11 protein-coding genes and 3 pseudogenes are annotated in these 15,076 nt (G+C 59.5%); 6 read left to right on the forward strand and 8 right to left on the reverse strand.

Going from position 1 to position 15,076, the window contains the following annotated elements:
* Window positions 1-471: 471 nt before the first annotated feature.
* Both ACLLJI_RS07885 and ACLLJI_RS07890 read left to right on the forward strand, forming a co-directional pair.
* Window positions 472-1,519, forward strand: a pseudogene (locus ACLLJI_RS07885) (IS110 family transposase).
* A 129-nt stretch (window positions 1,520-1,648) separates the two neighbouring features.
* A pseudogene (locus ACLLJI_RS07890) lies at window positions 1,649-3,044 on the forward strand (IS1380 family transposase).
* Between the two features lie 2,016 nt (window positions 3,045-5,060).
* On the opposite strand, the gene ACLLJI_RS07895 reads toward ACLLJI_RS07890, so the two are convergent.
* Genes ACLLJI_RS07895 through ACLLJI_RS07905 form a run of 3 tightly spaced genes read right to left on the reverse strand, consistent with a single transcriptional unit; the run spans window position 5,061 to window position 6,461 of the window.
* The gene (locus ACLLJI_RS07895; RefSeq protein ID WP_434619957.1) at window positions 5,061-5,672 is read right to left on the reverse strand and encodes a maleylpyruvate isomerase family mycothiol-dependent enzyme; all 612 of its coding nucleotides are present in this window, start codon (window positions 5,670-5,672) and stop codon (window positions 5,061-5,063) included.
* A complete protein-coding gene (locus ACLLJI_RS07900; RefSeq protein ID WP_434619960.1) occupies window positions 5,669-6,112 on the reverse strand; it encodes an SRPBCC family protein in 444 nt (147 codons plus the stop codon). Before ACLLJI_RS07900 ends, ACLLJI_RS07895 begins: the two co-directional genes overlap by 4 nt.
* A complete protein-coding gene (locus ACLLJI_RS07905; protein ID WP_283560735.1) occupies window positions 6,105-6,461 on the reverse strand; it encodes an ArsR/SmtB family transcription factor in 357 nt (118 codons plus the stop codon). The genes ACLLJI_RS07900 and ACLLJI_RS07905 overlap by 8 nt, the downstream gene beginning before the upstream one ends.
* 251 nt (window positions 6,462-6,712) lie before the next feature.
* Between ACLLJI_RS07905 and ACLLJI_RS07910 the strand changes: the two genes are divergently transcribed.
* Together ACLLJI_RS07910 and ACLLJI_RS07915 are read left to right on the forward strand one after the other, a co-directional pair.
* Window positions 6,713-6,880, forward strand: coding sequence for a hypothetical protein (locus ACLLJI_RS07910; RefSeq protein WP_434619963.1), 168 nt, complete (start codon window positions 6,713-6,715; stop codon window positions 6,878-6,880).
* Between the two features lie 108 nt (window positions 6,881-6,988).
* A pseudogene (locus ACLLJI_RS07915) lies at window positions 6,989-7,120 on the forward strand (IS3 family transposase); the annotation flags it as partial.
* Between the two features lie 182 nt (window positions 7,121-7,302).
* Here ACLLJI_RS07915 and ACLLJI_RS07920 read toward each other — a convergent pair.
* From ACLLJI_RS07920 to ACLLJI_RS07940, 5 genes are read right to left on the reverse strand one after another with little or no spacing between them, the layout of a single operon-like run.
* A complete protein-coding gene (locus tag ACLLJI_RS07920; RefSeq protein ID WP_434619966.1) occupies window positions 7,303-8,373 on the reverse strand; it encodes an ABC transporter ATP-binding protein in 1,071 nt (356 codons plus the stop codon).
* Between the two features lie 2 nt (window positions 8,374-8,375).
* Window positions 8,376-9,227, reverse strand: coding sequence for a carbohydrate ABC transporter permease (locus tag ACLLJI_RS07925; protein ID WP_434619969.1), 852 nt, complete (start codon window positions 9,225-9,227; stop codon window positions 8,376-8,378).
* Window positions 9,220-10,161, reverse strand: a complete 942-nt coding sequence (locus ACLLJI_RS07930; RefSeq protein WP_434619972.1) for a carbohydrate ABC transporter permease — start codon at window positions 10,159-10,161, stop codon at window positions 9,220-9,222. Before ACLLJI_RS07930 ends, ACLLJI_RS07925 begins: the two co-directional genes overlap by 8 nt.
* Window positions 10,162-10,164: 3 nt before the next feature.
* Window positions 10,165-11,496 carry a sugar ABC transporter substrate-binding protein gene (locus tag ACLLJI_RS07935; RefSeq protein WP_434619975.1) on the reverse strand — a complete coding sequence of 444 codons (1,332 nt, stop codon included), beginning with the start codon at window positions 11,494-11,496 and terminating at the stop codon, window positions 10,165-10,167.
* A 37-nt stretch (window positions 11,497-11,533) separates the two neighbouring features.
* Window positions 11,534-12,556 (reverse strand): Gfo/Idh/MocA family protein, encoded by a 1,023-nt coding sequence (locus ACLLJI_RS07940; protein WP_434619978.1) that lies wholly within the window; start codon window positions 12,554-12,556, stop codon window positions 11,534-11,536.
* Between the two features lie 474 nt (window positions 12,557-13,030).
* Between ACLLJI_RS07940 and ACLLJI_RS07945 the strand changes: the two genes are divergently transcribed.
* A complete protein-coding gene (locus ACLLJI_RS07945) occupies window positions 13,031-13,945 on the forward strand; it encodes an ROK family protein (RefSeq protein ID WP_434619981.1) in 915 nt (304 codons plus the stop codon).
* Window positions 13,946-14,548: 603 nt separating this feature from the next.
* Window positions 14,549-14,779, forward strand: coding sequence for a hypothetical protein (locus tag ACLLJI_RS07950; RefSeq protein ID WP_434619985.1), 231 nt, complete (start codon window positions 14,549-14,551; stop codon window positions 14,777-14,779).
* Window positions 14,780-15,076: the final 297 nt, after the last annotated feature.

A 15,076-nucleotide genomic window follows, 5' to 3' on the forward strand; every position in this document is an offset into this window, starting at 1 on the left:
GGGCAACACTTCGTGGGGCGGTGGCGTGCTCGCAGGCGTTGTCCTAGCCGTACTGAGTACCTTGCTGCGCCTTACCCGTGTATTGATTCGGGGCCTCAGCAAAGCCCCTGAGCGGATGCCGATAGGCATCCTGAATCTCATCGACCGAAGTACCAAATCCAAGTCTGATTTCTTGCTCTAAACCTTGATCTCTAATTGTTCTTGGCAGGTCTGGTACCCGCTGGCAGGATGGTGCTAATCCACCTGGATGTGACTCAGCCTTGATCTGGCCGTTGACAGTAGTCAATGTGCCTTTCGGTGGACCCGTCCATCAAGGTGGAGCGGCACCGACCTGACCTCTTGCCATGGCCTGATAAAAGGCTGGCCGCAACCACACGTTGCGTGCCTCATTAGAGATTTGCCTGACAAGAACCCTATTCCAGACCGATGCCGCCCTTAACGGCCATCAACCGGAACTGGAGGATCACCGTCATGACCATGGTGACAGAAGAATACGAGTACGTCGTTGGAATCGACACCCATGCACGGACCCACACCTACGCCGTCATCAACACCCGCACCGGCGCACGTGAGCGTTGCGAAGCCTTCCCAGTGAGTCCTGCCGGGATGCGACGGGCGATTACATGGATCGGTCGGAACACCACCGGAGAGGTACTTGCCGCGGTGGAAGGAACCCGCTCCTACGGGTCCTCGATCACAGCCGCACTGACCGCCGGGAGCATCCCGGTGGTCGAGGTGAAACCACCGAAGAAGCAGGCCCGTGCCGGGGTCGGGAAAACCGATGAAATCGATGCAACAGCCGCCGCAATGAGCGTGCTGGGCAAAGACCTCAGCAACCTACTGCATCCGCGGGCTGAGGGAGTGCGTACCGCGATCAGCGTGCTGCTGGCCAGCCGGCATCGTGTCGATCACCAACGCACCATTAACCGCAACGCCTTGAATGCCTTGGTGCGCGAGATTAACCTCGGTCTCGACACCCGAAAAGCCCTGACCGACCGGCAGCTCACCGAAATCAGTGCATGGCGCCACCGTACCGGCGATACGACTGAGCAGCGTATCGCACGGGAAGAGGCTGTCATGCTAGCCACGGCCATCTGCCAAGCCGACAAGCAGCTGAAACGGAAACAAAGAGCAGCTGACCGAGCTGGGCGAGGAACTTGCCCCTGGACTGCAGAACCAGACCGGAATCGGGCCGGTCACCACCGGTGCCATCCTTGTCGCGTACTCACACCATGGCAGAATCCGCTCCGAGGCAGCCTTCGCCGCGTTGGCCGGTGCCGCACCGTTGCAGGCATCTTCGGGAAACACGGTGCGCCACCGGCTCAACCGGCATGGTGACCGGCAACTGAACAGCGCCCTGGACGTGATCGCCAAGGTTCGCATGCGATGTGATGCGGAAACCAAGAAATACGTTAAGCGCCGCACCGCTGAGGGCATGAGCTACCGGGAGATCAAACGCATCCTGAAACGCTACGTTGCCCGCAGCATATTCCGTCAGTTGCAACACCTAACGGCTTGACTTTGAACATAAAAGGGTCCACCGAAGTTCTTTGGGGTTGCCGGCGGTTTAAACCCGAAATGCCCGTCTTTTAGCGGAAAATGGAGCTTGTCTAGAGTTCATTTCCAGCAAAAGAGGAGCATCTCGCAGATGCAAGTTTCCCACACTCCGGCGGCCCTATCAGTTTCCTTTGATGAGGAGAATCTTGTGTCCCCGAGCGGGCTGGTCCCGGTGATGCGTCTGGCCCAGGACGCCGGCCTGCACGGACTGGCCGATGAGTGGCTGAGCGTGCCGACGGACAAGGGCGCGAATGCCGGGTTGAAGGTCGCTGCCCTGGTGGCGGGCATGGTCGCGGGGGCCGACAGCATTGATGACATGGCCGTGTTGCGCCATGGCGGGATGAAGAAGGTCTTCACCGGCGCTTACGCGCCGTCAACGTTGGGGGCGTTCCTGCGTGCCTTCACGTTCGGGCATGTGCGCCAACTCGACGCGGGCGCCTCCCGGTTTCCTGGTGAACCTGGCACAGAAAACACCCTTGTTCGGCACGCCGTCCGGGGAAGACTTCGTGTTCATCGATGTCGACGACACGATCGTGGAGGTCCATGGGTACCAGAAGCAGGGCTCCGGGTACGGGTATTCCGGGGTCCGCGGGCTCAACGCACTGCTGGCGACCGCTTCCACGAAGGACACGGCCCCGGTGATCCTGGCCCAACGTTTGCGCCGGGGCGGGACGAACTCGGCCCGCGGTGCCAAGCGCTTCGTCACGGACGCGCTGGCCACACTCAAACGCACCACGGTGGCGGGGAAGGTGTTGTGTCGTTTTGATTCTGCCTACTATGGCCACGCCGCCGTGGCCGCTGCCTTGGCCGGCGGTGCCGAAGTCTCGGTGACGGTGCGCATGGACCCGGCCGTCAAACGCGCCATCACCACCATCGCCGATGACGCTTGGGTGCCGATCCAGTACACGAACGCGGTCTTTGACGAGGAAGCCGGGACGTGGGCGTCGGCGGCGGAAGTCGCCGAGACCGGATTCACCGCCTTCTCCTCCCGGAAGAAGGACGAGCGGGTCACCGGGCGCCTGGTGGTCCGCCGCATCCCGGAGCTGAACCCGAAAGCGACCGACGGTCAGCCGACGTTGTTTGACACGCACCGGTACCACGCCTTCTTCACCACCGTTGATGCCCAAACACTGGGCACGGTGGAGGCGGATCAGATCCACCGCAAACACGCCATCATCGAGCAGGTCAATGCCGATATGAAGGAGAGTGCCCTGGCCCACCTGCCCTCCGGGCACTTCGCCGCGAACTCGGCATGGCTGGTCGCCGCGGTCATGGCCTACAACCTCACCCGCACCGCAGGGATCCTCGCCCAAGGGACATTAGCCAAGGCCAGGACCGGAACGATCCGGGCCAAGCTCATCAACGTCCCGGCCCGCATTGCTTCCAGCGCCCGAAGAATACGGCTCCACCTGCCCGAAGCCTGGCCCTGGCAAACCGCGTGGGAAAAGCTCTTCACCGCCACCCACGCACCCCCACAAGCAGCATAGACCCCGTCCGCCCAGCCGACACCGGCACAACCCAGGAACCAAAACGTGGAACACAACCGGCAGCAAGGCCGCTCACTGGATCCTGCCCCAAATCGACAAAAACCGGGACCCGGCACGACCCCGAACCAGATCGTTCGATACAGGCTAAGACGCGGGTCTCGGTGTTCTAAGACCTGCAGTTGGGACTCCCCGCCGGCGTGTCTTGATACGTGATACTGAGTCCCAAGGGCCGTCGCCCGCCCTCCCAGGGCGGCAAGGGCGACACGAACCCAAATCATCGTTAAAGCGCGTTAGCTGTCGGCGCCCGACTAGTCCCGCCGCTTGACGTCCAGCAACTCCGAGCGGAGCATCGACCTGGCAATCGGGGGAGTCCCTTGGAACGAACTGAAGCGCCCCTAGGCCGTTTGCCATCGTTCGGGAGCGCGGGCCACTGTGCCCGGCGCGCTGGCAGTCCAGGAATCCGCGCCGCCGCGCTCCTTCGGCTGCGGGTGCTCGTTTCGGCACTTAGTCATGCTGCTTTTCTATTCTTTCGGCCATGAAATGTCCGAAGGGGGTGCAACGTCATGATGCTTGCTGACTTCCAGCCCGCGACTCGCCTCGCGCGGCGGAGCTGGTTGACGCAGTGTGCCGAGTCCCGATCATCACGCCAGACCCTGGCGACAGCGGGAAGAATGAAGTCGTGCCGCATTCGGCATTTCTTCGCGTCACTAGGGAGCGTCACTGTTGGGAGCGGTACATCAAAGTGGTCAAAAAAGAGGGTGTGCACAATGTGCACACCTTGGGTGTCGGATCGGGTCGTACATCGGTCGGACTGGGCCGGATTGGGGATGTTTTCAGGAGTTCCCAGTGTTTGCAGGGGCTGGAGTCCGGTTCGAGTCCCACCTCGGGCACAGTACAACCGCAGGTCAGAGGGATGTCGACCAGTTGAGTGTTCACAAAGCGAGCTGATGTTTTGCTCCTGTGCCACTTTCGGAGCTTGGTGGACTACATCGTGGCTTCACGCCTAGTCCTGGTCGCTGGGTTGTGCGTCATCTTTGGGTCCTTTCTTAGTGAACCTTGGATAGCTGGTTGGTTCGTAGACAGATTCATCGTTGCGATGGCTCGCACTTAGAAGACTTATCGGTAGATTCTCTCCGGAGCTGCGGCCGCTGAGTGGATCCTGTACATGTTCATGGTGAGGATTGAGCTGCCGTTCATGATCTGACAGTGAAACGGGCAATCGTTTTTCTTGACTCGTCGGCGGCCGCGGCCCCGGCATCGGTGCTGTTGCTGTCGTCTGGTTCGCGCTATGCCAGCGGGGCTGGCATAGTTCTGCGTCTCCTTCTGCGGGCAGCTCGCGACTTCCGGGGCGCCCGGTTTCTGTCCCGGACGTCGGTCCTGAACGCTGGACAACGTTTCCGCCATCTTGGACGTCGAAACTGGCAACGACTCGTATGAGCGTCTCTCCGGCGTTGGTTCGTGGCGGAGGAAAGTCAACCTTGGCCTGTACGGTGCCCGTGACAGCTTTGCAGGACCGGCGCCCTAGAGTGGCACCTGTGCATCTGCTCGCTTGAGCGTTTTAGTTGTGGACCCAGGGCGTCCGGCCGGTCGGGGCCGAATCACCCAGTCGTGAACCGGCTGGCCGTCGCGCCGGAAAGCACGCCGGGGGGGGGGTGTCCCTATGTTTTTGTCAAGCCGCTTCGAGCAGCTTCTTCCCGGATTTATCCAGCGCCACCGCGTGGTGATTGCTCTTGCCGACATCGACTCCGATGAAGACATCGATACTCTCGTAATCCTTAATCAACCTCAAAACCTCCCGCATCCGAGACCTGTAAAACAGCGCTGGTCTGTCCTGCGGCGACAAGAGTCGGCATCCACGTTACGGCTGACCTGCCACGATAAAAACTGCCGCTGGTCCGGTCCCTATTAGCGATCCCCTGACACCTATCGGATCCCGGTGACATCACCCCCCGGATCATTGAAGACTGGGGGCATAAATCATGCCGGGAACCAACAGGCCAGCAACCCAATTCTTACTCAATTAGGGGCTACTAAAAAGGTAACGGGGGGCAGCCTGCGATCCATGAGCACCATGAGTAGATGGCGGGCAGCGCCGCGGAGCGGTTCTCCGTCCCCGAAGGCCCAGTCCAGGTCGTCGGCCTCGAGTCGGGTGCCTGTCAGGTCCAGCCCGAAGTGCTTCAGGCTCAACGGGCTGGTCGCGTGGTCGAGGACTATGCGCAGGGCGGGCTCGCTGACGGGGTGCTCGATGCCGAGGGGGATGGTGATATCCAGACCGTGTACGACGTCGTGCGTAAGGGCACCCTTGAGGCCGCCGCTCGGCGGCTTCCACCGGTTGTCCTCGTTGGTGCGCCAGCCGTCGAGCAGCGTGCCGATCGATGCCTGGGCGTCCAGGCGGGCGACCCGATCGGCCATGCGGGCGAAGTTGCCCCGGGAGCGGACCATCTCGCCTATGAACCGCGGTGCGGAGAAGCGCAGCGGCATGGTCATGTGCGCGACCACCTCGCGCACCCGCCAGCCCGCGCACAATGAGGGGGTGTTCCAGGCCTGTTCGGGGAGGGCATCGAGCACGTCGCTGAACGTCCGCCGCTCAGTGGCGATGGTTGGCATCAGGTCGTCGTCGGCGGTCATCGGTCTGCTCCTGTCAGCTGCGCCAGGTGAGCGCCGAATCGGTCCAGAGAGGTGAGGAATCCGGCCTGGGCAGCGGGATCCATCATGGCCGCTGGCACCTTGGTCTGTTCGATGTCGACCTGCGTTCGGTCGTCCCCGAGTTCGGTGAAGGTGATGGTCACAGTCATACCCGACTTGTCTTCGATCCAGGACAGCCGCTCCGGTGCGCGCACCTCAACGTAGCGTGCGCTCGTAGGGTAGGTGCTGCCGTCGGCGTCGTTGACCATGACCGTCGTGAAGGCCCCGCCGCTGCGGGCGTCCACGGTGATGGTGTCCAGGGGTGTGCTGACTCCGATCGGGCCCCAGAAGTGGGTCAGATGCTCCGGTTCGATCATGCAGCTGAAGACCAGTTGCCGCGGAGCGTCGAAGATGCGGGTGAAGCGCAGTACGTGCTCATTCATGGAGTTCTCCATTCGATGGTGCTTCCAGGGTGCGAAGGTGGTCGTCGAGCTTGTCGAAGCGCTCCGACCAGAGACGTCGGTTCTCCTCGATCCAGTCGGCGGCGACTTCGAGGGCCTGCCACTCCAGGTGGCAGGGGCGGAACTGCGCGCGCCGGCGGCGGCTGATCAGTCCCGAGCGTTCGAGCACCTTCAGGTGCTTGGAGATGCCCGGCAGGCTCAGCTCGAAGGGCTCTGCCAGCTCATTGACCGTCGCGTCACCGCCGGCGAGTCGGGCCAGGATCGCCCGGCGCGTCGGATCGGAGAGCGCGGCGAACGTGGCGTCAAGCGGTTGAACGACTGCCGTGTTCACGGGGTGCTCCGGACTGTCCTCATGTTCCAAGATAACCACACGGTTAATTAGCTGTCAAGTAAAATATTGACCCTGCGCCGGTGTCGCCCGTAAGGGGCCTATGAGTCGTTGCCTGGCTGTGGGCTGGACCAACACCAAGGAAGGCGCGACAAAGCAATGCGAATCGCCATTCGGAAGTCGCCCGTCCGGTCTGGGCTGCCCGCATCCGGCGAGCACTCCGACAGGGCTTACCCGTAAGTTTCATAGAACTAATGACCTCAGTCGTGGTGGATGTCCGGTCCGGTGTGGGCACCCGGGGGCAGGTGGTGAGCGTCCGGCTAAACGAGGACCCGACGGCCGAGGTCGCCGTCCCGGGCCCCGGCCGGTGCGGAGCAATGGCAATCCAGCGCTCCAGCGTGGTAACCGAAAGACCGCCGTGAACTCCCGGCCGGGAGCGATGTCAACAGCTCGACGAGCGTGATCTCGGCGAAACCTCAATTGAGGGCGTCGGTACTTCTACCGGCCAACGGTCCTGGTCTGCGTTGAACCAAAAGCGCTGGGAAACCCGGGAAGAACTACGCCCGGCCATCGTGGTCTGGATCGAGAAAACCTACCACCGCCGACGCCGCCAACGACAACTCGGCAAGCTAACACCGATCGAGTTTGAGACAATAAACAGACCACTCAACCGCTCCCTGAACTACCAGCCCAAACTGTCAACTAAACCTTGGGCAGACCCGTCGGCTGTGGTTGCATAACTTCGCCGTTACCCTCTTCGGCGCCTGACGCTGAATGCGCTTCTGTACGTGGCGCCTCATCGCCGGACCACGTTTTCTTTCAACCCGCGGTGTCGTTGGAGGCATCAGATACGCAGCCCCGTCCTAATGTCGAAGCAGTGGACTCTGGCTCGTTGCGTATCGATGACCACTTCGTCGCCTGGCTGGAATGTTCCGAATCCAGGGACGCGGCTCAGGAACTGACTGTCGCCCACGTCCAGGATGACGTCCGAGACATTGCCCAGGGGCTCCACGGTTCTGACTGTTCCGTGCGCGGATTCTCCACTGTCCGGCGGACGTAGATCGCATTCCTCGGGGCGAAGTCCGATCCGCATTTCCGGTGTTTTTACAGCCGGGACGTTGACGGTGAAATGCGTTCCGCTTAACCCATAGTGACCGCTTGCTAATTTCGCTGCGGTAAAGAGATTCATTCGCGGTTTACCAACGAACGACGCAACAAACTCCGTGGCAGGCTGGTGGTACACCTCAAAGGGCGTGCCGAATTGTTCCAGCTTCCCGCGGCTCATGACCGCTATCTTGTCCGAGAGGGTCATGGCCTCCTCCTGATCGTGGGTGACGTAGACACTGGTGGCGCCCAGCTCCGCGTGGAGCATTTTCAGCTCGCTGCGGGTCTGGTCACGCAGGAGCGCATCGAGGTTGGAAAGCGGTTCATCGAAGAGGAAGACAGCAGGACGGCGGGCGATGGCGCGGGCGAGCGCGACACGTTGGCGTTGTCCCCCGGAAAGCGCCCTAGGTCTGTTTGAGAGGACGTGTTCGATGTCCAGGCGGCGTGCTGCGTCGGTAACCCTTGTATGGATTTCCGCTTTGGGTACCTTGCGCATGCGTAGTCCAAACGCGATGTTTTCAAAGACGGACATGTGCGGATAAAGTGCATAGTCCTGGAAAACGAACGCGAGATCCCTTTTGTCCGGCTCCAGATCATCCACTCTGTGCCCATCAATCAGGATCTCACCGGCGGAGATGTCTTCCAAGCCGGCGATCATGTTCAAAGTGGTGGACTTGCCGCAGCCGGAGGGCCCCAGCAGCGATACGAATGTGCCGTCGTCGATGGTATAGCTCAGATCATGGACTGCATTCTTCGCCTTGCGGCCTTTTCCATAGGTCTTTGCCACATTGATCAGTTTGATTTCTGCCATGATTAGCCTTTCACCGCGCCTTCGGTAAGACCACGAATGATCCACTTTTGGGCTATGAGAGTAAGAATGAGGACGGGGACCGCCGTGATGACGCCAGCTGTGGCCGCCGAGGTGTAATCCATGGCAAACAGTCCTTGAAAAGCTGCGGTCTTGACAGGCAGGGTGACGGCGTTGCTGGAGGTCAGAACCTTGGCGAGAAAGAAGTCACTCCAGCTGGTAATGAACGCCAGGATTGCCGTTGCGGCCATTCCTGGCGCCGCCAACGGGAAGGCGATTTTGTACATAATCTGGAATCGGCTGCATCCATCGATGCGGGCGGCCCGTTCCAGGCTCGGGGGAAGGTCTTCGAAGAAGCCGACCATCATCCAGATCACCAGCGGCAGGATGAACGCCGTGTACGTGAGAATGAGACCAAAAAGCTGGTCATAGAGTCCCACGGAACGCAGCAGTATGAACAACGGCACCGCTAAAACTATTACGGGGATTGCCTGAACCGTCATCATGCTCATCAGCAGGGTTTGCCGTCCCCGGAAACGGAATCTGGCAATTGCATAGGCACACGCCGAGCCCACGGTCATGCAGATCAGGGTGGTCGAGATACCGACAATGGCCGAGTTGCCCATGGGAACCAGGAAGCTCGTATCGGAGAACAGCCGCGCATAGGCCCCCGCAGTCAGGTTGGCGGAGAGGTCAGGTATCCCGCCCTGAAGTACTTGAGAGGGGTAGATGCTGTAAATGATCATCCAGACGAAGGGAGCCAGGAAGAAGAGCATCACCAGGAGTACAAGGATGCTGCACGCGATTGCGGTCATACGACGTTTGACGTGGCGTGAAATTCGCCGGGACTTAGTCATTGATGTCTCCTTTGGACCGGTTGAGGCGTCCGAAGAGCAGGATCCAGAACGCCGTTACCAGAAGCACCAACACCATGATGGTCACCGCCATCGCTGACCCGTAGCCCCGGTCCAGATTGCTGAAATTGGTGAGATAGGCCAGGAAGTTGATGGTCGTGGTTCCTTCTGCCGGTCCGCCGGAGCCGCCGGTGAGAACGTATATGGTGTCAAAAACCTTGAGCGACCACATGGACTGCACGATTAAGGCGAACATCAAAGGTCCGCGGATGTTGGGAAGGATGATGCGCCAGAATTTGTTCCAGGCGCCGGCCCCGTCGATGGACGCGGCCTTGTGGAGATTTTCGGGGATACCTTGGAGAGCTGCGAGCATCAAGAGGCAGAGGAAAGGCAGTAGTTTCCACATTTCTGCGAAAATCAGGATATTCATTGCAGTTGATGGGTCTGCCAGCCATTGAACATTTTCTTTAATGAGACCCATACTTTTCAAAAGACCGTTCAAGATGCCGCTCGTTCCGTCAAAAATCAGTTTCCACATAATCCCGTTGACGACCGGTGGCACAGCCCACGGCACCAGCAAAAGGACTCTGGCGATGGTGCGACCCTTGAATTCCCGGTTGAGCAGCAGCGCTATGGCGACGGCCAGTGCGACGCCACCCAAAACAGTTATTACAGAGAAGTAGGCCGTGCGGGCCATGGCCCCGTGAAACTGCGGATCGGATATCAGGTCCGTGTAGTTGCTCAGACCCGTAAAAGGATGGTCCATCCCCAGTTTGTCGTTCCATTGTTGAAAAGACATGTAGAAGGCGTAGCCCATGGGATACCCCAGCAACAGTAAAACTATGAACACGGCGGGGGCCGCGAGCATTAGTCCAAACCGCAGGTCCTTCTTCCGGGCTTTGTCCACATGAGCGGGCGCAGTCGCGATACGCCTCATGATCTACTTCTTCAGGTACTTCTTGACGAGATCCTGCGCTGTCTTTTGTGCGGCGTCCAGCGCTTCTTTGGGGCTGGTTTTGCCATTCATGGCGTTGATGAGCTGCACGGAGAGGGCCTGGTCAAATTCACTGTCCCACGGCGTGCCGTATCTTTTTGTCACATATTGGGTGGACTCCTGGTAGGTCTTAAGTACAGGCAGGGCAGCCAGGGAAGCCGGGTCGTCAAGAATGGATTTTGAAACGGGGAACCAGCCTTCCTTTTGAACTATTTGCTGCTGGACGGCCCCGGTGGTGACAAACTGGAGCCATGCCAGCGCCGCGTCCTTATTCTTGGAGAACTTGTTGATGGCAAACCCTTCGGATCCGTCGATCGAGGCCGACCTGACCGACATCCCCGGAATTAAACCATTGCCCACCGTTGCCTTATCGAGGGTTGACTTGGGCCCCGTCGCAGCGGCGTACTGGAAGGGCCAGTTGAAGACGATGCCGGTTTTGCCACGGGCAAACTGGTCACCAAGATCCGAAGAGTTGGTGGTCTGCAGAGAGGCGGGATCCATAACTTTGTGGACTTGAAGCAGGTCCACCAACTTGGACAGTGCGTCGACGCCCTTGTCAGTTGCGAAAGTCGGGTTGTAGTCCGCGTCATACATTTCGCCGCCGTTGAGCAGCAGCACCCGCAGAAAGTTCTGATAGGCACCGGCTGGATTACCCATATCGCAGGCGTATCCGTACTGGCCGTCCTGGGTAAGTTTTTTAGCCACGGTTACAAACTCATCCCAGGTTGCCGGAGCTGTGTCGCTATCGATTCCTGCTTCCTGGAATAGCTTCTTATTCCAGAACATGGTCTGGACGCTGGTGAACTTTGGCAGTCCGTAGATCTTCCCGCCCCAGGAAACGGCATCGAGGGCCGGCTGGATCAAGTCCTTGGGAACGGATTCCTTGTCCAGTTCCTGCAGCCATCCTGCTTGGCCAAACTCTGCCGACCATCCTGCCCACGTCATGACGACGTCAAAGGACGCGTCCTGCGCTGAAAACATGGTGGCCATTTTGTCATGCAGATCGTTGAAGTTTCCCTGCTGATATGTGGCAACCTTGATGCCGGTCTGATCCTGAAACGCCTTGATGGTGCTGTCTTTGAATACGTTGTTCGTGTTGTCATCGAGGATACTGATCTGGCCGCCGGGCTTTGACCCCGTCTTCAGGGGCGTGTCACTGGTTGCCGTCGATGAGGTTCCGCTGCAACCGGCTAAGGCAAGTCCGCCCAAAGTCATGCCGCCCAGCTGAAGAAGACGACGACGGTTCAGGTGCTGATCGAATGCTGAGTGCGAATTCATGGCGTGTCCTTCTGTTCTTGTTAGGCAAGGCATGTGGCTAGCTTGCAATGGTTACGGCGCGGTTTTTTTCGAGAGATTCGTGGACAGCCTCGATGGCTTGGGTGACCAGCAATCCGTCGGCAGCATCGGGTAGGTCGGATTTGGTGCCCAGAAGCAGCTCAACGAAGTCGTTCACCATGTCCACAGGGACGCCGGAAATGCGGCCCCCGCGTTCGAGCACGCCCCACTGCTCCCAAGTGAGCCTGTCAGAGGAATAGTGGGTTACGCCGTGGTTTGCGCCGTCAATGTGGAATGCACCCCGAGTCGTCTGGATTTCGTATCGGAAGTCATAGACGGCCGGCGCCGACGTTGGCAGAACCCACGACGAATTGAGAACGACGTAAGAGCCGTCGCTCATAGTGAACGTCGCGGTTATGGCGTCCCAAGTGTCGATTCCCATGGCCGGAAGCATTTTCTTAACTCCGACGGCGTGCACCTCTACAGGCAGTGCACCTCCCAGCCATATGGCCAGGTCGAGTGAATGGGGCATCAGGAACCATGCAGGAGAGCTCTTTGCGGCCCAGGAGAGCATCATAGTTGGGACGAAAAGAGTGTCGTTGAGATTGCCTATCTGATTGACGATCTGTCCGTGATCCGCTTCGTGGAGCAGGCTATGAACGATGTTGAAACGTGGATTCCATCTGTTTTCAAAGCCCACCATGATGCGCGTTCCGGCGTTTTTGGCGGCGTCTACGATGGCTCTAGCGTCTGTGGTGTTGGTAGCCAACGGTTTTTCCACCATCAGGTCCAGTCCGTTGGATGCGCAAAGCACGGCGGCGTCCCGGTGCGCGAAATCCGGCGTGGCGATGACGGCGGCGGTAAGCCCGGGTACTGCGGCGATCATCTCGTCCACGGTGGCAAAAGCCGGGACCCCAAATGCCGCGGTAGCGTTGGCGCGGGCAAGGGGGCTGGGGTCACAGAGGGCACCCAGCTTGGCTGCAGTGTTCTCCTGAATGGAGCGGGCGAATAGGCTGCCGCGGATCCCACCGCCAATGATCCCCAAGACGGGTGTATGTGTCATTCGGTGGGGCTCCTTCTGAAAGTTATGTGCGGCGACAGTAAAGCGCTGTCAATATTGTGACGCCCACCACCTTTGTATGTATGACTCCACAGCATACATACGTCGGTTAGAGTCTGTCTATGATCAGCGTGGAAGAGTTACGGGATGAAATGGAGCCCAGGGATGACTGATGTTCGAGAGCCAAGAGATGTTGCCGGTGCTCTGCATCTTCGCACAAGGGGTTCAGGCCCTCGGCTCATCACGGCATCGCGCATCGGGCAGGCGAATCGTGCCCGCGTTCTGCAGGTTCTCCACACTGGTGGCCCAGCCAGTAGGGCACAGCTCGCGAGGGAACTCAGCGTCAACAGGGCAACGATTGCCACTATCCTTCAACCTCTGATCGATACGGGAGCCCTCGTGGAAGGGCCAGCCGTGTCCGCTCCCGTTACTGGAGGCAAGCCAGCGAGGCCGCTCTGGTTCGGCCATGACGGTCCGATGTTGGGCGGCGTTCAAATCTCCCCGGACAGAGTGGAAGCTGCGCTCATGGGAATCGACGGAGGCATCCGTCTATGCGAGTCCATGGACTATGGAAGGACTTCGACGGCGGAGCACTTGCGGGCAGCTATTATCGCGGTCACTGATAAGTGCTTTCAGGGCCAGGAAATCATCGGGATTGGGGTGGCCGCCTCCGGGATGGTGAACGCCAGCACCGGCCAGATCATCTCCATGCACCTGACGCCGGCCCTAGGCGGAATGGAGATCGGCAATATTCTTGGTAGTCGCTTTGGGGTTCCCGTGCTGGTGGACCACCACCCCCGTGTGCAGGCCTTAGGTGATCGATGGTTTGGCTTGGGAAGAAACATCCAGGACTTCGCGTCTGTTTACACGGGTGAGGCGTTGGGATTTGGAATCGTCTATTGTGGGGAAATTGTCCGTGGAAAGGACGGTGCAGGAGGGGAATCCGGGCACACGACTGTCCAATTGGACGGAATTCAATGTCGCTGCGGCCGAAACGGATGTTGGGAAACCATCGCTACTCTGGGCTGGCTTCGTGAAACTGCGGGCACCCTCGAGCTGCCCGCCGCAGCGACCATGGATTGCAGGCAACTGGTAAAGCTGTCCAGGGAAAAGGTACCCGATGCCGAAAAGTTGTTGGATACCTACGCGCGGAATTTGGCCGTCGGAATGGCAAACAACGAGCAGGTCTTGGCTTCGGGGACCTACATCATGCACGGCGACGTATGTGGAGGAGGAGAGCCCATGCGATTGGCCCTTAAAAGATGGATGCATGAGTTTTCTCCCCATCGCGGAGTGCCCCCCGTGATCCTTCTTGCAGCATCCCCGGACCAGATGTCGCTTCTTGGTGGCGGTGGAATGGTGCTATCGTCGGCATTTTCAACGATTGCCTGACGTCCTTGAATCAGTGAATGTCCCAACGTCTATACATCGGGATGCCTTCCTAATGGGGACAGCGGCTGAGACGGCGGCGGTGAGGTTGACGATAGGGCGGTGCGACCCCCGGATTATGCTGGATCAGCTTACCTGCTAGGGGCGGGCTGAATGGCCGCAGGACGCCCCGCGCCGGAAAGCTCCTGAAAATCTATTTATTGACGCGCATCTGCTTTCAGAGAGTGGAACCGGGTGTCCAAGATGCTGATCCAGCACTGGCACGTTGGTGTCGCTGCTTGCGTTCATCAGATGAGAGGGAGTCTGGCCACAACGAGCACACCAAATTCGACGATCCAGCCAGCGGGAGCGTCGGAACCAGCCGTCAGTTACCTACGCTGAGTCGCTGAGGGCGCCCGAGTCCTACCACTGTCCTGGCTGGGTCTGCTGATCGGACTTGGGACGTGTATATGCTGGGTTTCAGAGCAACCGCATTTCCTCGACGGGGGCGCCGAGCATTAACGCCAAGGGTTGCCCAGAAGCAAGGCTTGGACCGGTAAGCTCGCTGAGCCCTGCCGAAAACGCGACTGCCTACGAGGGAAGCAGCTTGTTCGCGGTGTATTCGTGATGCAATTTGAGCCGGTGCCGGGCCCGGACTTTGAACGGCGCCTGCGGTTGGCGCATCGAGCCTGGCGGCAGATCGCTGATGCTGAAAGCGATCATCTGGCCCGTGCCTGGTTTATTGGCGGTAATCCGAATCTGGGTGAAGATACACCACTTACGGCGATCCGCGAGGACAGGGGCCAGGACGTGATGAACGCAGTGGTGGCTCTGGTGGAAGATCATCAGGACGTATGATCGAGGAATCTGCGTTCACCTGCGGCCGGACGGGCTTGAGGACTATTAGTTCTGCACTGGGTGGTTATCGGGTAGCGACCGAAGAGTGGGGGCCGCTGAATCCGCGTCCTCACAGCGCGGATCCGCAGAGCGGACGTTCTGCGTGGAACCCCTACGACGTTGTGGGATCTACGGTTTACGTGGCAGAGACGGAAGAAATAGAGTTGGCGGAAATGCTGGCGCCCTACGCACGATTAGGCGATGGGTTCGACCGGAATACACGCGTCCTGTCTGAATCCCACGAGGAAATCACGCCAA

The sequence above is a fragment of the Arthrobacter sp. A5 genome, assembly GCF_051131705.1.
In the GTDB taxonomy this organism is placed as follows: Bacteria; Actinomycetota; Actinomycetes; order Actinomycetales; family Micrococcaceae; genus Arthrobacter_M.